This is a genomic window from Ensifer sesbaniae, assembly GCF_013283665.1.
In the GTDB taxonomy this organism is placed as follows: Bacteria; Pseudomonadota; Alphaproteobacteria; order Rhizobiales; family Rhizobiaceae; genus Ensifer; species Ensifer sesbaniae.
This window is the reverse complement of record NZ_JABEKU010000001.1, coordinates 810111-830950: the sequence shown is the minus strand read 5'-3', so window position 1 is coordinate 830950 and position 20840 is coordinate 810111. Positions and strand designations below refer to the sequence as shown.

The 20840-nt window shown below is 61.4% G+C and carries 21 protein-coding genes and 2 tRNA genes; 8 read left to right on the top strand and 15 right to left on the bottom strand.

Annotated features, from left to right (window positions below; translation table 11 throughout):
* Window positions 1-185: 185 nt before the first annotated feature.
* Both rhaS and BHMPCIPO_RS04010 read right to left on the bottom strand, forming a co-directional pair.
* A complete protein-coding gene (rhaS, locus tag BHMPCIPO_RS04015) occupies window positions 186-1175 on the bottom strand; it encodes a rhamnose ABC transporter substrate-binding protein (protein ID WP_173515571.1) in 990 nt (329 codons plus the stop codon).
* A gap of 118 nt (window positions 1176-1293) precedes the next feature.
* Window positions 1294-2106 carry a DeoR/GlpR family DNA-binding transcription regulator gene (locus BHMPCIPO_RS04010; protein WP_173515570.1) on the bottom strand — a complete coding sequence of 271 codons (813 nt, stop codon included), beginning with the start codon at window positions 2104-2106 and terminating at the stop codon, window positions 1294-1296.
* 202 nt (window positions 2107-2308) lie between these two features.
* Between BHMPCIPO_RS04010 and BHMPCIPO_RS04005 the strand changes: the two genes are divergently transcribed.
* From BHMPCIPO_RS04005 to BHMPCIPO_RS03975, 7 genes are all read left to right on the top strand, one after another.
* A complete protein-coding gene (locus BHMPCIPO_RS04005) occupies window positions 2309-4408 on the top strand; it encodes a bifunctional rhamnulose-1-phosphate aldolase/short-chain dehydrogenase (RefSeq protein WP_173515569.1) in 2100 nt (699 codons plus the stop codon).
* Window positions 4409-4422: 14 nt separating this feature from the next.
* A complete protein-coding gene (gene rhaI / locus BHMPCIPO_RS04000) occupies window positions 4423-5718 on the top strand; it encodes an L-rhamnose catabolism isomerase (protein WP_173515568.1) in 1296 nt (431 codons plus the stop codon).
* Window positions 5719-5868: 150 nt separating this feature from the next.
* Window positions 5869-6123, top strand: a complete 255-nt coding sequence (locus BHMPCIPO_RS03995; protein ID WP_173515567.1) for a GlsB/YeaQ/YmgE family stress response membrane protein — start codon at window positions 5869-5871, stop codon at window positions 6121-6123.
* A gap of 125 nt (window positions 6124-6248) precedes the next feature.
* The gene (locus BHMPCIPO_RS03990) at window positions 6249-6437 is read left to right on the top strand and encodes a hypothetical protein (protein ID WP_173515566.1); all 189 of its coding nucleotides are present in this window, start codon (window positions 6249-6251) and stop codon (window positions 6435-6437) included.
* A gap of 85 nt (window positions 6438-6522) precedes the next feature.
* Window positions 6523-6984, top strand: a complete 462-nt coding sequence (locus BHMPCIPO_RS03985) for a YbaK/EbsC family protein (protein WP_173515565.1) — start codon at window positions 6523-6525, stop codon at window positions 6982-6984.
* 10 nt (window positions 6985-6994) lie between these two features.
* Window positions 6995-7192 (top strand): DUF930 domain-containing protein, encoded by a 198-nt coding sequence (locus BHMPCIPO_RS33785; RefSeq protein ID WP_173515564.1) that lies wholly within the window; start codon window positions 6995-6997, stop codon window positions 7190-7192.
* Between the two features lie 549 nt (window positions 7193-7741).
* Window positions 7742-8989 carry a glycosyltransferase family 2 protein gene (locus BHMPCIPO_RS03975; protein ID WP_173515563.1) on the top strand — a complete coding sequence of 416 codons (1248 nt, stop codon included), beginning with the start codon at window positions 7742-7744 and terminating at the stop codon, window positions 8987-8989.
* A gap of 831 nt (window positions 8990-9820) precedes the next feature.
* Here BHMPCIPO_RS03975 and BHMPCIPO_RS03970 read toward each other — a convergent pair.
* From BHMPCIPO_RS03970 to BHMPCIPO_RS03925, 10 genes are all read right to left on the bottom strand, one after another.
* A tRNA-Phe gene (locus BHMPCIPO_RS03970) sits at window positions 9821-9896 on the bottom strand.
* 341 nt (window positions 9897-10237) lie between these two features.
* On the bottom strand, window positions 10238-10447 hold the full coding sequence (gene yacG / locus BHMPCIPO_RS03965; RefSeq protein ID WP_173515562.1) for a DNA gyrase inhibitor YacG: 210 nt from the start codon (window positions 10445-10447) through the stop codon (window positions 10238-10240).
* 5 nt (window positions 10448-10452) lie between these two features.
* On the bottom strand, window positions 10453-11073 hold the full coding sequence (locus BHMPCIPO_RS03960; RefSeq protein WP_173515561.1) for a Maf-like protein: 621 nt from the start codon (window positions 11071-11073) through the stop codon (window positions 10453-10455).
* 150 nt (window positions 11074-11223) lie between these two features.
* Window positions 11224-11442 (bottom strand): translation initiation factor IF-1, encoded by a 219-nt coding sequence (gene infA, locus BHMPCIPO_RS03955; protein ID WP_004435948.1) that lies wholly within the window; start codon window positions 11440-11442, stop codon window positions 11224-11226.
* 271 nt (window positions 11443-11713) lie between these two features.
* On the bottom strand, window positions 11714-12181 hold the full coding sequence (locus BHMPCIPO_RS03950) for an arsenate-mycothiol transferase ArsC (protein ID WP_173515560.1): 468 nt from the start codon (window positions 12179-12181) through the stop codon (window positions 11714-11716).
* Window positions 12182-12195: 14 nt separating this feature from the next.
* Window positions 12196-12672 (bottom strand): UPF0262 family protein, encoded by a 477-nt coding sequence (locus tag BHMPCIPO_RS03945; RefSeq protein ID WP_173515559.1) that lies wholly within the window; start codon window positions 12670-12672, stop codon window positions 12196-12198.
* Window positions 12669-13973, bottom strand: coding sequence for a histidinol dehydrogenase (gene hisD / locus BHMPCIPO_RS03940; protein WP_173515558.1), 1305 nt, complete (start codon window positions 13971-13973; stop codon window positions 12669-12671). The genes BHMPCIPO_RS03945 and hisD overlap by 4 nt, the downstream gene beginning before the upstream one ends.
* Window positions 13974-14121: 148 nt before the next feature.
* Window positions 14122-14562, bottom strand: coding sequence for a DUF2948 family protein (locus tag BHMPCIPO_RS03935; protein WP_173515557.1), 441 nt, complete (start codon window positions 14560-14562; stop codon window positions 14122-14124).
* A gap of 105 nt (window positions 14563-14667) precedes the next feature.
* The gene (murA, locus tag BHMPCIPO_RS03930; RefSeq protein ID WP_173515556.1) at window positions 14668-15960 is read right to left on the bottom strand and encodes a UDP-N-acetylglucosamine 1-carboxyvinyltransferase; all 1293 of its coding nucleotides are present in this window, start codon (window positions 15958-15960) and stop codon (window positions 14668-14670) included.
* Between the two features lie 252 nt (window positions 15961-16212).
* On the bottom strand, window positions 16213-16464 hold the full coding sequence (locus tag BHMPCIPO_RS03925) for a hypothetical protein (protein WP_376741616.1): 252 nt from the start codon (window positions 16462-16464) through the stop codon (window positions 16213-16215).
* 151 nt (window positions 16465-16615) lie between these two features.
* Between BHMPCIPO_RS03925 and BHMPCIPO_RS03920 the strand changes: the two genes are divergently transcribed.
* Window positions 16616-16690 (top strand) — tRNA-Thr (locus BHMPCIPO_RS03920).
* A 492-nt stretch (window positions 16691-17182) separates the two neighbouring features.
* Here the strand turns inward: BHMPCIPO_RS03920 and pncB are convergent.
* The 3 genes from pncB to BHMPCIPO_RS03905 form a co-directional block, all read right to left on the bottom strand.
* Entirely contained in the window at window positions 17183-18487 is a 1305-nt protein-coding gene (gene pncB / locus BHMPCIPO_RS03915; RefSeq protein WP_173515555.1) for a nicotinate phosphoribosyltransferase, read from the bottom strand.
* Between the two features lie 37 nt (window positions 18488-18524).
* On the bottom strand, window positions 18525-19124 hold the full coding sequence (gene pncA, locus BHMPCIPO_RS03910; RefSeq protein ID WP_173515554.1) for a bifunctional nicotinamidase/pyrazinamidase: 600 nt from the start codon (window positions 19122-19124) through the stop codon (window positions 18525-18527).
* Between the two features lie 176 nt (window positions 19125-19300).
* On the bottom strand, window positions 19301-20482 hold the full coding sequence (locus BHMPCIPO_RS03905; RefSeq protein ID WP_173515553.1) for a polysaccharide biosynthesis/export family protein: 1182 nt from the start codon (window positions 20480-20482) through the stop codon (window positions 19301-19303).
* Window positions 20483-20840 lie beyond the last annotated feature (358 nt).

Sequence of the window (20840 nt, the reverse complement as noted above, 5' to 3'; positions counted from 1 at the left end):
CCCTCTCCCCGCAGGCAGGGAGAGGGGACGAGAACACCGCGGCCATCAACTCCCGATTTGAACGGGAGCGAGCGGTTGCCGCTTGTCCCTTTTCCCCGCGAGCGGGGAGAAGGTGCCGGCAGGCGGATGAGGGGCAGCCCTCACCGCGCGGATGAGGGGCAGCGTCGCTTTGATCGTTCGCCAGATCAGAAGATCTTGGCGAATTCCTCGACATTCTTGGCGTCGTAGACGAACGGATCGGCCATGGCGCCTTCATTGTTGTCATCGAGCTTGACCGTGCCCATGCGGCCCATCTTCAACTCGGCACCAGGCTTGGCCTCCGCACCGTTGATCAGGTCGTAGGAAAGCATCGTCGCGGAATAGCCGAGGTCGATCGGATTCCAGATCGCAAAGGACTTGGAGGCGCCCGACTTCACGTGGCCGGCCATTTCCGAGGGAAGGCCGAGGCCGGTGACGTTGATCTGGCCGATCTTGCCGGCGTCGGTGACGGCCTGCGCCGCTGCGACGATGCCGACGGAGGTCGGCGCAATGATCGCCTTCAGGTTCGGATAGGACTGGATGAGCCCTTGCGTCTCGCGATAGGACTTGTCGGCAAGGTCGTCGCCATAGACGGTGGCAACGACGTTGATGCCCTTGTAGTTGCCCTGGACCTTCTTCATCTCCGCGATCCAGGTGTTCTGGTTGGTCGCGGTTGCCGAAGCGGACAGCACAGCGACGTCGCCGCCCTCAGGCAGGTTGTCGGCGGCAAGCTTGATGATCATGTTGCCGATCAGCGCATTCGAGGACGGGTTGAGATGCATCATCCGGCCTTCCTTGGCGACACCGGAATCCCAGGAGATCACCTTGATGCCGCGGTCCATCGCCTTCTTCAGCGCCGGCACCAGGGCGTCGGTGTCGTTGGCGGAGACGGCGATCGCATCAACCTTCTGGGCGATCAGCGAATTGATCACTTCGATCTGGCCTTCCGCCGTCGTCGAGGTCGGGCCGGTGTAGATCACCTCGACATCGCCCAATTCCTTGGCCGCTTCCTGGGCGCCCTTGTTGGCAGCCTCGAAGAAGCCGATGCCCAGCGCCTTGACGACAAGGGCGATCTTCTTGTTTTCCGCATGTGCGGCATTGGCCATCAGCGCCAGCGAAACAGCGGCCGTGACCATCAGTGATTTCAGGATCTTCATGCTCATTTCCTCCCATTGACCGGTGCGCGAAACACGCATCCGGCGCGACTTCCTCCGTTCGGCAACGACCCGGCCCCTCATTGACCGTGACCGTCACCTTCCCCTCACCTCGCCCGCCTCAGGCGGACGAGGACATGTTCTCCGCATCCATGCCGGCCCTGCTGCTGGCAACGATCAGCCTCACGCCGGCATTTTCAAGCATCGCGGCATGCCTGTCCTCGATGCCCGAATCCGTGATCACCGTGGCGATCCGCTTCAGCCCGCAGAGGATGAGGCTGGAGCGCTTGTGAAATTTCGACGAGTCGACCAGCACGACGAGTTCGTCGGCCTGGTCGATGAGCTTCTGTTCCGCCTGGATCAGAAGCGGATCGGCCTCCATCAGGCCGAGCGGCCCCAGCCCTTGAGCGCCCATGAACATGCGGCGCGCATAGAAGTTGCGCGTCACGTCGTTATCGAAGGGACTGAGGATGATGTTCTGTTCGCGGTAGATCGTGCCGCCCGACAGCATCACCGTGTTCTTCGAGTGCTTCAGCAGATGCTCGGCGATCGGGAAGGAATTGGTGAACACCTGCATGCGGCGATTGCTGAGGAAATGCACCATCTGGAAGGTGGTGGTTCCGCCATTGATGATGATCGGCTCGCCATCCTCGCAGAGCGCCACCGCCTCCTTGGCAATCGCCTGCTTCTCGCGGGCATGCAGCCCCTCGTTGACCTTGAACGGACGGCCGGCAAGCCCGACGAACTGCGGCGGATTGATCGCCTCGGCGCCGCCGCGCACGCGGCGCAGCTTCTTCTGCACGTGAAGCGCCGCGATGTCGCGCCGGATCGTCGCCTCGGAACTATCGGTCAGATCGACCAGTTCCTGGACGGTGACGACGGGTTTTTCCTGAACCGCCGACAGAATGATCCGGTGTCTTTCTTTTTCGTGCATGCGCTCCTCCGATACCAGCAATGCTTCCATCACGATCGACCATTGTCAATCACAATCAATCATATTTTTTCATTGTGCAGTGCACTATGCGCGGACTTGATCGTTTTTGATTGACTTTAACGCTCAAGTCCTATGATCTGATGCCAACCACATCTCTGCGCGGCCGCCAAGCCGCGCGGCATCAGACCGGGAGGAATTCGAGATGCTCGACAAGCAGCAGGGCGCACGACTTGCAAACCTTTGGGACGAGGCAAAGGCTGCCGGCATGAGCGAATCCGAGCGTTTGCTCTACCGCTCCAACCTGCTCGGTTCCGACAAGCGCATCACCAATTACGGCGGCGGCAACACCTCGGCCAAGGTGATGGAGAAGGATCCGCTCGGCGGCGGCACGGTCGAAGTTCTCTGGGTCAAGGGTTCGGGCGGCGACGTCGGCACGATCAAGCTCGACGGCTTCGCGACGCTCTACATGGACAAGCTCAACGCGCTGAAGTCGATCTATCGTGGCATCGCGTTCGAAGACGAGATGGTCGGCTACCTGCCGCACTGCACCTTCAACCTCAACCCACGCGCCGCCTCCATCGATACCCCGCTGCACGCCTATGTGCCGAAGAAGCATGTCGATCACATGCATCCCGACGCGATCATCGCGATCGCCGCATCGCAGAACAGCCGCGAGCTGACCGCGAAGATCTTCGGTGACGACATCGGCTGGCTGCCCTGGAAGCGTCCGGGTTACGAGCTCGGCCTGTGGCTGGAGAAGTTCTGCCTGGAAAACCCCAAGGCACGCGGCGTGGTGCTCGAAAGCCACGGCCTCTTCACCTGGGGCGACACGGCCAAGGAAGCCTATGAGACGACGATCGAGATCATCAACAAGGCGATCGCCTGGTTCGAAGCCGAAAACACCAAGCCCGCCTTCGGCGGCGCGGTGAAGCCGGTGCTCGACGACGACGCCCGCGCCGATGTCGCCCGCAAGCTGCTGCCTGTCATCCGCGGGCTGATCAGCGCCGACGAGCGCAAGGTTGGCCATTTCGACGACAGCCAGGCGGTGCTCGACTTCGTTACCGCGCGCGACCTGAGGCCGCTCGCGGCGCTGGGTACGAGCTGCCCCGACCATTTCCTGCGCACCAAGATCCGGCCGCTGGTGATCGATTTCGATCCGGCCAATCCCGATATCGACAGGACGCTTTCCGCGCTGCCTGAGGCGATCGCCGCCTATCGCGCCGACTATGCGGCCTATTACGAGCGCTGCAAGCATGCCGACAGCCCTGCCATGCGTGACCCGAACGCGGTCGTCTACCTCGTGCCCGGCGTCGGCATGATCACCTTTGCCAAGGACAAGGCAACCGCCCGCATCTCCGGCGAATTCTACGTCAACGCCATCAACGTCATGCGCGGTGCCTCCGGCGTCTCCACCTATGTCGGCCTGCCGGAACAGGAGGCCTTCGACATCGAATACTGGCTGCTCGAAGAAGCCAAGCTCCAGCGCATGCCGAAACCGAAGAGCCTTGCGGGCCGCATCGCGCTCGTCACCGGCGGCGCCGGCGGCATCGGCAAGGCCACGGCCAACCGGCTGATGCAGGAAGGCGCCTGCGTGGTGCTGGCCGATATCGACGAGGCTGCGCTCGCCGGCGCGACGAGCGAGCTTTCCGCACGCTACGGCACGGATTTCGTGCGCTCCGTCAGCATGAACGTCACCAGCGAAGAAGCCGTCGAGAACGGCTTCCGCGACACGCTGCTCGCCTTCGGCGGCCTCGACATCCTCGTTTCCAATGCCGGCCTTGCTTCCTCCGCCGCAGTCGAGGACACGACACTGGCGCTCTGGAACAAGAACATCGAGATCCTGACAACCGGCTATTTCCTCGTCTCGCGCGAGGCCTTCCGCATCTTCCGCCAGCAGAAGGCCGGCGGCAACGTCGTCTTCGTCGCCTCCAAGAACGGCCTTGCCGCCTCGCCCGGAGCCTCGGCCTATTGCACCGCCAAGGCGGCCGAGATCCATCTCGCCCGCTGCCTGGCGCTCGAGGGCGCGGCAGCGCAGATCCGCGTCAATGTCGTCAATCCGGACGCGGTGCTGCGCGGCTCGAAGATCTGGACGGGCGAATGGAAGGAGCAGCGCGCCGCCGCCTACAAGATGGATGTCGACGACCTGGAAGCGCATTATCGCGAGCGTTCGATGCTGAAACTCAGCGTCTTCCCGGAGGACATCGCCGAGGCGATCTATTTCCTTGCCTCCGACATGTCGGCGAAATCGACAGGCAACATCATCAATGTCGACGCGGGCAACGCCCAGTCGTTCACGCGTTGATCGAGGAGAGCGCCATGACGACCACCATGATCAGCCAGGCAACGGTCGAGGCGGAGAACGACAGCCGTCTTGCGGCACTTCGCCGGGACTATGAGAGCCTCGGCGAGCGGCTCGACCGGCGCGGTTTCGCGATCGACGAGATCAAGCGCAAGGTCGCCGCCTATGGCGTCGCCGTCCCCTCCTGGGGCGTCGGCACCGGCGGCACGCGCTTTGCCCGCTTCCCCGGCAAGGGCGAGCCGCGCAACATCTTCGACAAGCTCGAGGATTGCGCGGTCATCCAGCAATTGACCAGGGCGACGCCGACTGTCTCGCTGCATATCCCCTGGGACAAGGTCAGCGACATCTCGGAACTGAAGCAGAAAGGCACGTCGCTCGGCCTCGGCTTCGACGCGATGAACTCCAATACCTTCTCCGACGCGCCTGGCCAGGAACATTCCTACAAGTTCGGTTCGCTGTCGCATACGGACGCCGCCACGCGCCGCCAGGCGGTGGAACACAATCTCGAATGCATCGAGATTGGCCGGCAGCTCGGTTCGAAGGCGCTGACCGTCTGGGTCGGCGACGGCTCGAACTTTCCCGGCCAGAGCAATTTCACCCGCGCCTTCGAGCGTTATCTCGATGCGATGAAATCGGTCTATGCGGCATTGCCTGATGACTGGCGCGTCTTTACCGAACACAAGATGTTCGAGCCGGCCTTCTATTCGACCGTCGTCCAGGACTGGGGCACCAATTACCTGATCGCCCAGGAGCTCGGCCCCAAGGCCTTCTGCCTCGTCGACCTCGGCCACCATGCGCCCAACGTCAATATCGAAATGATCGTTGCCCGCCTCATCCAGTTCGGCAAGCTCGGCGGCTTCCATTTCAACGATTCGAAGTACGGCGACGACGATCTCGACACGGGCGTGATCGATCCCTACCGCCTGTTCCTCGTCTTCAACGAGCTGGTGGATGCGGAAACGCGCGGCGCCAAGGGCTTCAGGCCCGCGCATATGCTCGACCAGAGCCACAATGTCACCGATCCGATCGAGAGCCTGATGACGAGCGCGACCGAGGTCTGCCGCGCCTATGCGCAGGCGCTGATCGTCGACCGCAAGGCGCTCGAAGGCTGCCAGGAAGACAACGACGCCCTGATGGCGAGCGAAACGCTGAAGACCGCCTTCCGCACCGACGTCGAGCCGATCCTTGCAATGGCGCGACTTGAGAATGGCGGGGCGGTGGCGCCCGTCGCGGCCTATCGCCACAGCGGCTACCGCGCGAAAGTCGCGGCTGAGCGCCCGGCCGTTGCCGGCGGCGGTGGCGGCATCGTCTGATACCATCGAGCGGCGCCGTGCCCGCGGGGACCGGCGCTGCCGCCTGGGCCCGACCGCTCAAAAAATCGCCGTGCGATGAAATTGCCCCCTATCTGATTTCGATTCCTGATCTATCTTTCCAATCGAGATCCAATGGAAAGGGGACAATTCATGGGCATTGAAAGCATTCTCGTCTTCCTGATCGTCGGCGCAGTGGCCGGCTGGCTCGCCGGCCTCATCGTCAAGGGCGGCGGGTTCGGCCTCATCGGCAATATGGTCGTCGGCATCATCGGCGCTTTCATCGCCGGCTTCCTCTTTCCGGCGATCGGCATCAGCCTCGGTAGCGGCATTCTCTCCGCAATCCTGCACGCGACGATCGGCGCGATCATTCTCCTTGTGCTGATCCGCATCGTCAAACAGGCGTGATCCAGACCGGCGCGGTCATCCTTTTGCGCCTGCGTTCCATCTGGACGCGCGAAGGGGGCTGTAGCACTGTAATCTGCTGGACGGGTCACCGGACGGAAATCGCATATTGCCAGAGGGAGGCAAGCATGAACGCGCTTTACACCGACAAGATCGAAACGGCGCTCAAGTCTTTCATCGCAGATCATCCAGGCATGCAGACGCGAGACCAGGCGATCATCGCAATCCTCGAGAACTGGTTCACCAGCCACGGCTACCTTCCGCCGCAGCAGGAAGGTCTTCGCCCGGAAGACCTTGACGCCTCCAACGACGATTGAGAGATTTGCGCGCCCGGCGCAGAACATGATCTTCGCCCCGCGGCCGATCGCGCTAGATTTTTTTTGATAACGTGAACCGTTCGCCATGAGCCTTGCCTCCGTCAAAGACTTCTTTTCCCAGCACGCCCCCGACATCGACGTCATCGAGCTGCAACAGAGCACCGCCACGGTTGCGCTTGCGGCTGAGGGCCACGGTGTCGAGCCGGCGCAGATCGCAAAGACGCTGGCGCTGCGTGTCGGCGACGAAGTGATCCTGATCGTCACGCGCGGCGACGCCCGCCTCGACAACAAGAAGTACAAGGCCCGCTTCGGCACCAAGGCCCGCATGCTCGGCTTCGACGAAGTGGAAGCGGAGACCGGGCATCCGGTCGGCGGCGTCTGCCCCTTCGGCCTTGCCAAGCCGCACAGCATCTATTGCGATGAGTCCCTGAAGGCCTACGACATCGTCGTGCCGGCGGCCGGCGCCACCAATGCGGCCGTGCATATCAGCCCCGCCCGGATCGTCGAACTGACGGGCGCCGAGTGGATCGACGTTTCCGAAGCGTGATCCCCGCCCATTGGAATGGCCACAATGCTTAGCTGAAACCGCAGGCGCGTCCGGGAGTGATTTGCCGGGTCCACGCATCAACGCCGACAAGTCAACCTTCAAACCGGACAAGGTCATCGCCGCGATCTTCCGCAGCAAGGGGGAGTGGTACAAACTGAAGTTCAGGTGCCGTACCGACGCGGAGCACCTACAGCGCCGCGCATCTTAATGTACCGCACGAGAGCTGGGACCAGTTCCACTTCTTCCCCTGACGGGCGCGCCGCCCGAACTTCCGGCCGTTGTTAGAGAACGGCCATCAGAAACAGCAGCGAGCCGAGCGACAGCGCGGCCATGATGCTCATCAGCATCTTCATCATATGCGCTGCCATTTCGTACATCCTCGTCTCTGCTCCCTCAGGAATGAACGAATGCGTCTGCTTTTGGGGGGGCGCTCGATGACACGGGGTTCGAGCGTCGTTGTACAGCCATCGAGACTGCCCCCAGCATGGTTAACAAATCGCTAACAGGGGTTCTGCTCGCCCTCTGTAACCGTCGTCCGCTGCCCGACCTCCATTCAAGATAAGGCTCACGCAAGATCGAAGCGGAATAAGGGAACGTCGGTAGGCCCTCCACGCATTGCCCCTTGCGCCTGGAGGTGTCCAGCTCCTGCCGATGCATCGCCAGCCACTGCTGTATTCGTGCCGGCGGCGCAAGCAAACGCGATGCGAACGGTCTGCCGAGAGCCCGATGTCGCATGTGACTGACAATGGAGAGGCGAGTGAGCCAGGTTAAGCTGAGCATCTGCATTCCCACCTATAACCGCGCGCCCTTCCTCGAAAAGGCGCTCGACTACTTCGTCGAACTCTACCAATTCTCCTGCAAGTACGAGATCGTCATCTCCGACAATGCCTCGACCGACAGCACCCGGGAGATCGTCGATCGCTTTATCGCCAAGGGGCTGCCAATCCGCTATTTCCGCCAGTCGGAGAATTTCGGCGCGATTTCCAACGTCATCAGCGCCGTCAGCCGCGCGGTCGGTGAGTACGCCCTCTACCTCGCTGACGACGACGTGCTCATCAACGATGGCTTGCGCGAGGCGATCCGCTATCTGGACCTCAATCCCGAAGTGACCGCCTGCTTTGCGCCCTGGTACACGCATGACGAGATCGACGGACGTGACGGAGCACCATTCTACTCGGTCGACAGGGATACGAAATTCAAGAAACGGGAATTCGAGCCGGTTTTCGATTTTCTCATCGACCGACACGTCTTTCCCGAGATCGGCATTTACCGGACCTCGGCTCTGCGCTCCGCTTGGGCACCCCGGCACTTCGCCTATTGGGCCTTCGCCTATCTCGCGCATTTTCTGGAACTGGGCGCCGTCGCCTTCCTGAAGAAGCCGTTCTATCGTCAGGTGGTACGGTCCAAGATCATCCGCGATCGGCCGCAGGCTGGCCACGCTGAAACGCTGACCGGCTGGGACACCTATCGCGGCGGCCTTGAATACTTCCTCTATAGCGGCGCCAAACGCGGCGCTGTGAAGCTGACTGCCGATCGCCGCGCCTACCTCGACGCGCAGATCAAGGACTTCACCATGGTCCGCATGAGCGTCGCCTTGCGCATGTGGATGATGAAGAAGGACTACGTTCGCGCCTATGAACTCTACACGCGGCTGATGCTGGGCGGTTTCGAGCACCATCCCGACGTGCAGCAGGTACGAGGGGCGCTGCCCCTCCTGGTCGCTCTTCAAACCGTCACGTGGCACACGAACGCGATCGCGGAAATCGATCGGCTCGTCCTTCACGGCGTGGACGACCATAGCGCGATCGAGGCACTGTTGCGCGAGCTTGGCCTACGCTCCGATATCGCCGTCGTTCCGCCAACGCCACAAATGACAGCGGACGAGATTGCCCGCACCGCCGTGTTCATTACTGCCGACAGCGACCGCAAGCATTACCTGCGCAACGGTCATCCGCCGAACCTGGTGGTCAGCGAAGGCGATATCCTCAGTCATGTTCTGATCTGAAACGAAAGGGCGCCACGGCGCCCTTTCCTGTTTTCATGGATGTCACCGCCTGAGAGGCTGACCGGCGGTCGATAGCCTAACGGCAATTCGGCCCATCGGCATCCTCTCACGTGCCCTTCCTACTTGCGCATGATGCCCTTGTAGTAGGAACCGTTTCTCGGCGGCGGGCGGTTTACCGTTTTTCCAGGCGGATTGTACTTCTCACGCCCTTGTAGTAGCTGCCTCCTGCGAGAGCGGGAACAGGCGCGCCGGTGGCGATCGTTGCTGCGACGAGCGTTGCTAAAGAGAGCCTGGCAAATTTACGCATTTCTAATCCTCGGTTGACCCTGCCACGACCCTGTTTTTATTGCGGTTTCGTGGCATCGATGACGCGGCGAAGACATTCGCCGCTCAGGTCCTCCCGGGCGTGAGAATAGGCGGAAGCTGCGACGGACGTGTAACGCAGGTGACAGCCGCCCATTCTCGTCTGCGGTAAAAAGGAGGATCGATGCCAGGTTCAGCGAACGGCCGGACCCATTTCGCAAGCCTACTCAACGCTCGGCTGGCATGCCCTCGTCATCGCGCTCCCTTCGCGCAGACGCGACCACTCAACGGAAACAGTTGCAGGATGCTCCGACGCCACTTCGATGGTGGCCATCAGCGTCGAAAGTCGATTGCTACGAACATTCGCTTCCAGGCCGATTTGGGAAACGAGGTGGCAACGAACGGGTTCCAGCGCACGCGGCCATCTCTTGTCCTGAACCAATCTCTGGCTTCCTTGAAAATCTTCTGGACGGACCGCGTCATTGACGCTTCAAGCGTCCATGGAAACCAGATTTTCGAGAAGAAAAATGGTGCCCGGAGGCGGATTTGAACCACCGACACGCGGATTTTCAATCCGCTGCTCTACCAACTGAGCTATCCGGGCATCCTGCCGTTTCTGGCAGCGGTCCCTTGCGGAACCATCGGGGCGCTTCTGTTTGCCCCGGAAGCGAGCGGGGTTATAGCATCTTGTTCGGCGGTGTCCAGCGCCAAATGAAAGTTTTTTGACCGAAATCCTGTGGACAGTTGATAAAACCAAAAAGACAAAGAGATTCAGGCAGATCGTGTTCGCTCCCCTCGTACGCTCCGCGAGAGAAGCCGTCTTCGGAGACCGAAAATGGCGGCCGCATTCACCTGCCGGCGCGCAGGATCTTTCGGGCGTCCTTCACGGCAAAGAGGTGTGCGGAGGGGAAGGCCGGGCCTACGCCCCGGCCGCAGCGCTACGCCTCAGCGGTCGTCGTCGTCGGCCTTCGACTCGTCGTCGGCAACCGGAATGGCATAGGAGCCGGAGAGCCAGCGGTTGAGGTCGACGTTGCGGCAGCGATCGGAGCAGAAGGGATAGTGCTCCCGATGCGACGGCCGCCCGCATTCCGGACAGGGTCGAGGCGCCCGCAGGGGCGCGACGTTCGAACCGCTCTTCTTCGTCTCCTCGGTCACCGGTTTCAGCCTTCCAGCCAACGATTGTGCACGTCATAGCCTTCGCCGACAAGCAGACTGACGGTTTCGTAGAGCGGCAGGCCGACGACGTTGCTGTAGGAACCGACGAGTTTTACCACGAAGCTGCCGGCAATGCCCTGGATGCCGTAGCCGCCCGCCTTGCCGCGCCATTGGCCCGAGGCGAGATAGCTTTCGATATCGAAACCGGACAGGCGCTTGAAGCGCACCTTGGTGTCGACCACCTTCTGCCTGAGCGTCTTGTCCGGGGTGATCAGGCACACGCCGGTATAGACGCGATGGCTGCGGCCGGAGAGAAGGTGCAGGGCGCTGGAGGCTTCGCTGACGAGTTCCGGCTTCGGCAGGATACGCCGACCGACGCAGACGACCGTATCGGCCGCCAGGATATAACTTCCGTCCCAGCCGGGCTCGCCCTTGATCGCGGCAAGTGCCGCCCGCGCCTTCTCAGCCGACAGGCGCCTTGCGAGCGAACGCGGATGTTCGGCACGCTTCGGCGTCTCGTCGAGATCCATCGGCATCAGGCGCGCGGGCTCGATGCCCGCCTGCGCCAGAATTTCGACGCGACGCGGCGAGCCGGACGCCAGTATCAGTTTCTTGGCCACTGTCATCGGAACGAGCCGTCACTCCAGAGCAATTCCAGCAAAAATGCGTTAGGCGGTTTTGCGTCTGGAATTGCAATCCAACCGAAGGTTAGAGCGTTTTCGCGATTCGAAGAAGAAAGCGGAAATGCTCCAGGAATTGCGTAGAGCCGGAGCGGCTTACTTGAAGCGGTAGGTGATACGGCCCTTGGTGAGGTCGTACGGGGTCATTTCAACGAGAACCTTGTCGCCGGCCAGCACGCGGATACGGTTTTTGCGCATACGGCCCGCCGTGTGAGCAATGATCTCATGCTCGTTTTCGAGCTTCACACGGAAGGTCGCATTGGGAAGCAATTCCGTGACCACGCCCGGAAATTCAAGGACTTCTTCTTTCGCCATGTAGGACTGTTCTTTCCATCTTTGCTTAGGGATACGTCAGGCATCCCGAAAAATTCGCCGGAAACTACACAATCGACGAGGATTTGTGAACCGTCTAACACCGGCTTTTGCGCTTTTGTGACGGCTACGGCGCCGCGCGTCCTATCAGAGGCGCGGAGGTCGCTATAGCACTTTGAACCGCTGCATGTCTTTAGCCTCAAATCGCTTGGGATCTAAGAAGACATGCAAAAGAGCCGTCGTCGGAAACCAGCTACGGATTTCGATGAAGCTCCTAAGTTTTCCCTCGCCTGTGCGAGCCGACCAACCGATGCTTGATCAGCGTCGAAAGGTGATCGCGTACGGCGCGGTACGCATCGACGATCTGCTCGCGGGTGCCGACGGCCACCGTCGGGTCCGGCGTCGGCCAGTAGACCACGTCGACGGCCATCGAGCGAGTCAATTCGAGCGCCTTGTGGTGCGCCTCGGGCGCCAAGGTGACGATAAGGTCGAAGTAATCGTCTTCGAGTTCGTCCAGCGTGTGGGGCTGGTGACGGCCAAGGCTCAGGCCGACCTCGGCCATGACCACGTCGACAAAGGGATCGCGTTCGCCGTGCCGGACACCGGCGGAGGCGACATAGGTGCCCGCTGGCAGCGCCGCCTTGGCAAGCGCCTCGGCCATCGGGGAGCGGATAGCATTCATGCCGCACATGAAGAGGACCGAGCGGGGCGTTTTCAACTGCGGTGCCTCGGTTCCCGTCATGCCGGTTCCCGCCTCTACCCGCGCCAATAGAGCACGCAGACGAGCGTGAACAGGCGGCGGGCGGTGTCGAAGTCCAGCCGGATCTTGCCGGACAGGCGATCCATCAGGGTCTGCGAACCCTCGTTGTGGATGCCGCGGCGCCCCATGTCGATCGCCTCGATCTGACTTGGCGTCGCCGAGCGGATCGCCTCATAATAACTTTCGCAGATCATGAAGTAGTCCTTCACGATCCGGCGGAACGGCGTCAGCGACAGGATGTGGGTGGCGACGTCGCCACCTTTTTCGGTCGAGATCGCGAAGACCAGCTTCGCATCGACGAGCGAGAGATTGAGCCTGTAGGGTCCGCCAGGATGGCCGACGGGTTCGAACAGGTTCTCTTCGAGCAGATCGAAGATCGCAACCGCGCGCTCGTGCTCCACGTCAGGCGTCGAGCGGCCGATGGTCTCGTCCAGAACGACATCGCAGAGGCGCAGGTTGCGGTCCGCCTTCATCCAGCGTCCCCGAGATTGAGGCGGATGGCGACGGAGCGCGCATGGGCCTCAAGGCCCTCGGATTTGGCAAGCACGATCGCCGCCGGCCCCAGGATCCGCAACTGCTCCGGATCAAGCCGCAGGATCGACGTGCGCTTCATGTAGTCGAGCACGCCGAGGCCGGAGGAAAAGCGCGCCGAGCGCGCCGTCGGCAACACATGGTTGGAGCCGCCGACGTAATCGCCGATGACCTCCGGCGTGTGACGGCCGACGAAGATCGCGCCGGCATTGCGGATCTTGGCGATCATCGGCTCGGGATCGGCGAGCGCCAGTTCGAGATGTTCGGCGGCGATGCGGTTGGCCAGCGGCACGGCCTTTTCGAGATCGGGAACGAGAATGACGGCGCCGAAGTCGCGCCAGCTCGCAGATGCGGTATCGGCGCGCGGCAGCGTCTTCAGTTGCCGCTCGACCGCATCCTCGACCGCCTGGCCGAAGGCCGGATCGTCGGTAATCAGGATCGACTGGGCGCCGACATCGTGCTCGGCCTGAGCGAGGAGATCGGCGGCGATCCAGTCGGGATCGTTGTCGCCGTCGGCGATCACGAGCACTTCGGACGGGCCGGCGATCATGTCGATGCCGACTGTGCCGAAGACCTGGCGCTTGGCGGCGGCCACATAGGCATTGCCCGGGCCGACGATCTTGGCGACCGGCGCGATCGTCTCGGTGCCATAGGCAAGGGCGGCAACGGCCTGCGCGCCACCAATACGGTAGATTTCCTCAACGCCGGCAAGCCTCGCTGCGGCAAGCACCGCCGGATTGATCTCACCGCCGGTTGCCGGCACCACCATGACGATGCGGGGAACGCCCGCCACCTTCGCCGGCAGCGCATTCATCAGCACCGAGCTCGGATAGCTCGCCGTACCGCCAGGCACATAGAGGCCGACGGCATCGACCGCCGTCCAGCGCGAACCGAGGCCGACGCCCATGGCGTCCTCGTAGATATCATCCTTCGGGCGCTGGCGGGCATGGTGCGCCTCGATACGGGTGGCTGCGACCTTGAGCGCGCCCAGAACCTCCGGCTCGACCGCCTGGATCGCCGCATCGATCTCGGCGGCGCTGACGGCCATCGGCGTTACGGCGAAATCGACGCCGTCGAAACGCTTGGAGTATTCGGCAAGCGCCGCGTTACCGCGCGCGCGCACGTCGTCGATGATCGCCTTGACCACCGCATTGACGTCCTCGGACACCTCACGCTTGGTCGTCAGGAATGACGCGAACTTTTGTTCGAAGTCATCATCGAGAAAATTGAGCCTGATTGCCAAAGGGGACGTCCTTGTATGCCAGTGTCGTTCGGGTCTACAGCGCCGCGCGTCTTTGTAAGGCGCGCTAGGGTCGCTGTAACACTTTAAAGCTGCTGCATAATTTTGCCCTTAAATCGATGCCGATTTAAGGAATTATGCAGTAGCGGGCTCAAGCACCTTCGGGATGCTTGGGCTTGAAAGCGGTTTCCCACGCCCCGCCGGTATCCGCAAGCTGCGTTTCGATGCATTCGACGTCAAGCGCGATCGACGCATCGCCGGCAAGAACCAGTTCGAGCGTGCCTTCCGGCCCCTCGCCGCTGACCGTGAACTTGAGCGCCAGCAGGTCGAGCACCGTTTCATCGTCGCGCCGGTCAAAGCCGACCGAGCGGACCGCATTCACCCGCTTGAACAGGAGCAGCGCGCGCCGACGCTCGAAAGAGCGCCGCTTGCCGTCGGCCGTCTCCCAGACGAAGCGGTTGACGACGAGCGAGAACTGCTTGCGGCGGGCGTCGTATTCGAGACCCGATACCTTGAACACGGCGTCCTGGACATGGGCGGAGACGACAGCGAGATCTTCCTCGTCGAGCGCCAGCAGCTTCAGACCATTCATGCCGTCCATTCCTTTCGTTTCGCCGCACATCTTCCGTGCCACAATTGAAATGGACATAGGATGTTGCGCCTGAAACCGCAACGGTATCAGGCGCAACCGATCAAATCAGTCGCTAACGCGCTCGACATGCGCGCCGCAACGGGTGAGCTTTTCCTCGAGCCGTTCAAAGCCGCGATCGAGATGATAGACACGCGAGACCATGGTTTCGCCTTCGGCAGCAAGACCGGCGATGACGAGCGAGACCGATGCACGAAGGTCTGTCGCCATGACCGGCGCGCCCTTCAGCCGGCTGACGCCCTCGATCTTGGCCGTCTGGCCGGAGAGCGAGATCTTGGCGCCGAGGCGGGCCAGTTCCTGCACGTGCATGAAGCGGTTTTCGAAGATCGTTTCAGTGATATGCGAGGTGCCATTCGCCTTGGTCATCAGGCCCATGAACTGCGCCTGCAAGTCGGTCGGGAAACCCGGGAAGGGATCGGTGACGATATCGACCGGCTTGATGCCGGCGCCGTTGCGCACGACGCGGATGCCGCTGTTGGTCTCGGTGATCTCGGCACCGGCCCGACGGATCGCTTCCAATGCAGTGTCGAGCAGCGCCATATTGGTGTCTTCGAGGATGACGTCACCGCCAGTCATGGCAACGGCCATGGCATAGGTTCCGGTCTCGATCCGGTCCGGCAGCACGCGGTGGCGGGCGCCGGAAAGCGAACGCACACCTTCGATGGTGATCGTCGGTGTGCCCTGGCCGGTGATCTTGGCGCCCATGGCGTTCAAGCAGTTGGCGAGGTCGACGACTTCCGGCTCGCGCGCGGCGTTGCCGAGCACCGTCGTGCCGTTTGCAAGCGTCGCGGCCATCATCAGCACGTGGGTGGCGCCGACCGATACCTTCGGGAAAGTGTAGCGCGCGCCGATCAGGCCGCCTTCCGGCGCCGTCGCGTTGACATAGCCGCCGTCGATCTCGATGTTGGCGCTGAGCGCCGTCAGCCCCTCGATAAACAGATCGACCGGGCGCGTGCCGATGGCGCAGCCGCCCGGCAGCGAAACGCGTGCCTTGCCTTCACGGGCGAGCAGCGGGCCGATCACCCAGAAGCTTGCACGCATCTTCGAGACCAGTTCGTAAGGGGCGGTCGTATCGACGATGTTGCGGCAGGTGAAATGGATGGTGCGGGCATAGCTCTCGCTCTGGCGTTCGCGGCGGCCATTGACGGAGATGTCGACGCCATGGTTGCCGAGGATGCGGATCAGTTGCTCGACATCGGCAAGATGCGGCACGTTTTCGAGCGTCAGCGTGTCGTCGGTCAGAAGCGACGCGATCATCAGCGGCAGGGCCGCATTCTTGGCGCCGGAAATCGGGATGACGCCGTTAAGCTGGTTGCCGCCTACAATCCTGATGCGATCCATGAGGCCTCTCGAACGGGCTTGGCCCGCCTTTCCAAAAATTTACTGTGTTGTCTGAAGGCGCCTCTTTAGTGGAGACGCCGCGAAATTAGAAGTGCCTTGAACGCCGCGCGCCCATTCGGACGCGAAGGTCGCCATAACCGTGAAGTCGCTACCCTCGGCCAACCCGACCGAGGACATTTATGCAATTGGACGCCAGACGGCTGAGCCGCCCGCAAACGGGAAGGAGCCGGCGAATGCCGCCCCTCCTTCGTACTAATCTTGGGATTCGTCCGTTTTTGCGGCAGGAAGGCCGCTTGCCTCATCGGCGGCGCCGGAACGGCGCGCCCGCATCTGCTGCTTGCGGCGCTGGAGATTGTCGCGCAAGTTCCTGGCAAGACGCGCCTTTTTCAGGTCCGCCTCGGTCGTATCCTTTTTCTTCTTCTGGCGCGTCTTGCCTTCGGCCTGCAACGCATCGGGCGCCGGTCGGCTTTTTTCGCCATCTTTGTCGTCTATCTGCATGGTCATGCATTAGCGCAAAACCAGGGCCTTCGGAAGCGGCGGGGACTTTTCTCACAGGTCTTCACGAAAAACTTTGAAAACCGGCTTGCACTCCCCGCTCAGCTATGGCAATAGCCCCCTCGCTTGATGCGGCTGACACACGAACCGGCCGCCAGATGCTGCTATAGCTCAGGGGTAGAGCACTCCCTTGGTAAGGGAGAGGCCGAGAGTTCAAATCTCTCTAGCAGCACCAGTTTTCTCTCAAGACATTCAAACGCTTAACTCCTGTACGTCCACTGCAAAGCCTAAATCGGTCTTCACGATTGAACCGGCTGCTCGGGCGCATCGGGAGGTTAGATGAAACTGTGCGAGCAAGGGAGAGGCCGGGTCCAGGCCATGAACTGAGGCGCCATCCCGCCCAGCTGACGCCGGGAACGTATCTCCCGACACCGCGTTACCGTTTCAAAGGCAGTCACGCGGAGACTTTCAAATGAAGGGCATCATTCTCTGGCTCATGGGCGTGCCGCTGATCGTCATCATTCTTCTCTACATCTTCGTGTTTTAGAGAGATGAAACGCAACGGCAGGTTGGCGCCTTAACGCAACCTTAAGATTCCACTGCCAGATTTGACATCGCGATGATGGACAGTCGCAACATCTTTGATCCCCTTTTGAAACCGGCGTTTGCCGGTTTCTTTTTGAGCGATGGAAAGCCGGAAAGCCGCTCACACGGAATCGCTTCGCGGCTAGACCCTGACGGCCTGTTCGACGAAATCTTCCGAGCCGAAGAACTTGAGGTAGCGCTTAACCTCGGCCGGGTCGCCGGTGGCCTTGCGCGGATTGTCGGAGAGCTTGACCGCCGGGCGGCCGTCGGCCTCGCTGACCTTGCAGACGATCGAGATCGGATTGAGGCCGCTGATTTCCGTCGGGGCACAACCGGCGAAATCGTTGGTGAGATTGGTGCCCCAGCCGAAGCTCATGCGCACGCGTCCCTCGAAATGGCGATAGGTCTCGATGATCGTGTCGACGTCCAGGCCATCGGAGAAGATCAGGAGCTTCTCACGTGGGTCCTTGCCCATCTTCTTCCACCAGGCGAGAATCTTCTCACCACCCTCGATCGGCGGCGCGCTGTCCGGTCGGAAGCCCGTCCAGTCCGCGACCCATTTGGGCGCATTGCGCAGGAATGCCGCCGTTCCGAAGGCATCCGGCAGCACGATCAAAAGGTTACCGCCATAAAGCTGATTCCAGTCCTGCAGCACCTTGTAGGGTGCGGCGGCCAGTTCCTTGTCGTTGCGGGCAAGGGCTGCCGCCACCATCGGCAGTTCATGCGCGTTGGTGCCGAGCGCTTCCAGATCCGTATCCATGGCAAGCAGCACGTTGCTGGAACCCGAAAAGGAGCTTCCGATCCCTTCCTTCAGCGCCTCGACGCACCACCGTTGCCAAAGAAAACTGTGCCGGCGCCGCGTGCCGAAATCGGAAATGCGCAAGTTCGGATATTGCCGGAGGCGCTCGACCTTGGACCACATCTTCGCCTTGGCGCGGGCATAGAGCACATCGAGCGTAAAGGGCCCGAGGCCCTTCATCGCCGAGCGCGAACGCAACTCGTTGATGATCGCAAGCGCCGGGATCTCCCACATGGTGGTCTCGGCCCAGCGGCCGCTGAACGTCAGCTCGAACTGGCCATCGCTGCGTTTCAGCTCGTATTCCGGCAGGCGGAAGTTGGCAAGCCAGGCAAGAAATTCCGGCGAGAAGATCTGCTTGCGACCGTAGAACGTGTTACCGGCGAGCCAGATCATCTCCTTCTTGGAGAAGCGCAGTTCGCGCGCATGATCAAGCTGGTCGCGCAGTTCCTGCTCGTCGATCTCGTCGGCAAGCCGCACCGTCTTCGTGCGATTGATCAGCGAGAAGGTCGCATCGACATCCGGATAAAGCTGCCAGATCATCTGCAGCATCAGCAGCTTGTAGAAGTCCGTGTCCAGCAGGCTGCGCACGATCGGGTCGAGCTTCCAGGCATGATTGTAGACACGCCTGGCGATATCGGTCTTCGTCATTGGTGAAATCGCTCCTTCATCAAGGCGAGGCTCGACACTAGTCCAGCTCGACACCGGCATCGCGCATGCGCGTGACCATTGCTTGAAGCGAACCGTTGAGGTCGATGCCTCGACAGGCGTCGAGAATGACAGACGTCGAGAAACCCTGCGCAACCGCATCGAGCGCAGAAAAGGCCACGCAGAAATCCGTCGCCAGCCCGCACAGCGTCACCTTCTTGATGCCGCGATCCCTGAGATAACCCGCAAGACCCGTCGGCGTCCGGCGGTCGTTTTCGAAAAAGGCCGAATAACTGTCGATCTGAGGCCGGAAGCCCTTGCGGATCAGGAGTTCGGCCCGAGTCCATTCGAGCATCGGGTGGAAATCGGCACCGGCGCTTCCCTGGATGCAGTGATCCGGCCAGAGCGTCTGCGCTCCGTAGGGCATGGCGATCATCTCGAAGGGTGCCTTGCCGGGATGGCTGGAGGCAAAACTCGAATGGCCGGCGGGATGCCAGTCCTGGGTCAGCACCACATGCTCGAAACGGCCAATCAGGCCATTGACCATAGGCACGATCTCATCGCCGCCTGCGACGGGAAGCGCTCCCCCCGGGCAGAAATCGTTCTGCATGTCCACGACGATCAACGCGTTATCCGCCATAATTCATCCCTGCCTGCCTATGCCCATCGATCACCAAAATCGATTTAAGTCCAAGATCAATCACAGAATTTGAGCGACGACAAGTCGCTTCCGTAGGGTTTGGAAATCAGGGCGATAGATAAGCAAAGGGGCGCCGACCTTGCGGCCGACGCCCCGGATAAAGCCATTGACCGGGATCAATTGCCGTTGATGTTGTCGGCGATCGCGAAACCGGAATTGGCAATGCCGACCGGCTGCGCAATGAAGTTGAGGAACTTCGAGAAGTCGACCGACGGATGGCGCGAGGCATAAATGACGTCGCGGTTCTTGATCGGGAAGGTCTGGCCGACGATCAGGCTATCCGGCTTGCTCATGTCGAAGCGGTAGACGATTGGATAGCGGCCCATGCTGTCGGTCTTCATGCCCTTGCGCAGCATCTCATTGAAGCGTTGCTGGCCGAGCAGGCTCATGACGACGTCAGGCTCTTCGTAACGGAAGATGAAATAGCCCTTCATATCGAGCGTATAGTCCGCGCCGCCGCCAGCAAGACCCATCGCCTCGAGCAGGTTCAGGTCGTTGGCGCCAAACTCGACGCGCTGGTTGGCCTTGACCGCACCGAGGATGGTGAAGCGACGCGGATCCCGCGTGACGAAGATCTGGTCGCCCGGCTTGACGTGGATGTTTTCCGACGGATGTTCGATGATGGACTTCAGGAGGACCGTACCGGTCTTCTTGCCGCGCACCAGCGTGACATAGGTCTCATAGGGTTGCGCGACGGGACCGCCCGCCTTGGCGATGACCTCGTTGATCGTCTCGTCGACGAGGCTGAGTGGTACAACCGACGATTTGCCGACGGCCCCGGAAACCGTGACGTTGCGCGATGCGGTGCTCATGCTGGTGACGATGACGTCCGGCTCGACCGCCTTCTGCTTCAGCGCCTCCAGGATCTCCTGGCGCGCCTGCTCCAGCGTCAGGCCGGCGAAGCTGACCGGACCGACATAGGGGATCGCGGCCTTGCCGTCCGGCTGGACGACGAGATCGATGCTTGTCTGCTTGGACTCCGACGTTGAGAAGAGCCCATCGCTGCCGGCTTCGAAGATCGAGACCCTGAGTTGGTCGCCGACGCCGATCACGACTCGGCCGACGCCGCCGCCAATGCCGAAGCGGCGGTTAAGCGTCGAAGAAACATAGTCGGAAACGAGGCGCGCGGAGCGGCCGTCCACATCGACGATATCGAAGACGGTCGCATTCTGGCGGCCGATCTCGGCGCCCGAATGGCCGGCATCCTTGACGATCGCTCCGGCCAGCGGCCCTTCACCCGGAACAGCCTGGCATCCCACGAGGGCGGTACAAAGCAGAAGGGCACTGACTCGTTTCAACTACGACACTCCAAATTCGACACAGCCATGATTTTACTCACAGTTCCGCGCCGCATCCTCTCCCGACCGGGAATTCGCCGGTCTCTGAAAAGCACAATCGCCGTCCCACAACAAGTCACCCGAAGACCAAGACGGCCAAAATATTTGGGGCCGCGTCTTTCTGGTCATACCTTCTCTACCTTGAGCGTGGTTTATCGCCCTATCCGCCTTGGACTGGCGTTGACAGCGTGTATATCTTCAGTCTTTAGGGTTGAAAGCTAGGGACTTTAAGTTAAAAGCTGACTAATGAGGCGGAACGAATATAGCTGGGGAAAGCCCCGCAGCATGACGATTGGCGATTGCATTTCGTCCCTCGACA

Excerpts from the sequence above, each read along its gene's own strand:
- infA (WP_004435948.1), bottom strand. The coding sequence starts at position 11,442 with ATGGCGAAAGAAGAAGTCCTTGAATTTCCGGGCGTGGTCACGGAATTG.
- rhaI (WP_173515568.1), top strand. The coding sequence starts at position 4,423 with ATGACGACCACCATGATCAGCCAGGCAACGGTCGAGGCGGAGAACGAC.
- pncA (WP_173515554.1), bottom strand. The coding sequence starts at position 19,124 with ATGGCGGATAACGCGTTGATCGTCGTGGACATGCAGAACGATTTCTGC.
- BHMPCIPO_RS03945 (WP_173515559.1), bottom strand. The coding sequence starts at position 12,672 with ATGAAGGCGGACCGCAACCTGCGCCTCTGCGATGTCGTTCTGGACGAG.
- BHMPCIPO_RS04010 (WP_173515570.1), bottom strand. The coding sequence starts at position 2,106 with ATGCACGAAAAAGAAAGACACCGGATCATTCTGTCGGCGGTTCAGGAA.
- BHMPCIPO_RS03935 (WP_173515557.1), bottom strand. The coding sequence starts at position 14,562 with ATGAATGGTCTGAAGCTGCTGGCGCTCGACGAGGAAGATCTCGCTGTC.
- rhaS (WP_173515571.1), bottom strand. The coding sequence starts at position 1,175 with ATGAAGATCCTGAAATCACTGATGGTCACGGCCGCTGTTTCGCTGGCG.
- BHMPCIPO_RS03960 (WP_173515561.1), bottom strand. The coding sequence starts at position 11,073 with ATGACAGTGGCCAAGAAACTGATACTGGCGTCCGGCTCGCCGCGTCGC.
- BHMPCIPO_RS03925 (WP_376741616.1), bottom strand. The coding sequence starts at position 16,464 with ATGACCATGCAGATAGACGACAAAGATGGCGAAAAAAGCCGACCGGCG.
- BHMPCIPO_RS03990 (WP_173515566.1), top strand. The coding sequence starts at position 6,249 with ATGAACGCGCTTTACACCGACAAGATCGAAACGGCGCTCAAGTCTTTC.
- murA (WP_173515556.1), bottom strand. The coding sequence starts at position 15,960 with ATGGATCGCATCAGGATTGTAGGCGGCAACCAGCTTAACGGCGTCATC.
- BHMPCIPO_RS03995 (WP_173515567.1), top strand. The coding sequence starts at position 5,869 with ATGGGCATTGAAAGCATTCTCGTCTTCCTGATCGTCGGCGCAGTGGCC.
- BHMPCIPO_RS03985 (WP_173515565.1), top strand. The coding sequence starts at position 6,523 with ATGAGCCTTGCCTCCGTCAAAGACTTCTTTTCCCAGCACGCCCCCGAC.
- BHMPCIPO_RS04005 (WP_173515569.1), top strand. The coding sequence starts at position 2,309 with ATGCTCGACAAGCAGCAGGGCGCACGACTTGCAAACCTTTGGGACGAG.
- pncB (WP_173515555.1), bottom strand. The coding sequence starts at position 18,487 with ATGACGAAGACCGATATCGCCAGGCGTGTCTACAATCATGCCTGGAAG.
- BHMPCIPO_RS03950 (WP_173515560.1), bottom strand. The coding sequence starts at position 12,181 with ATGACGGGAACCGAGGCACCGCAGTTGAAAACGCCCCGCTCGGTCCTC.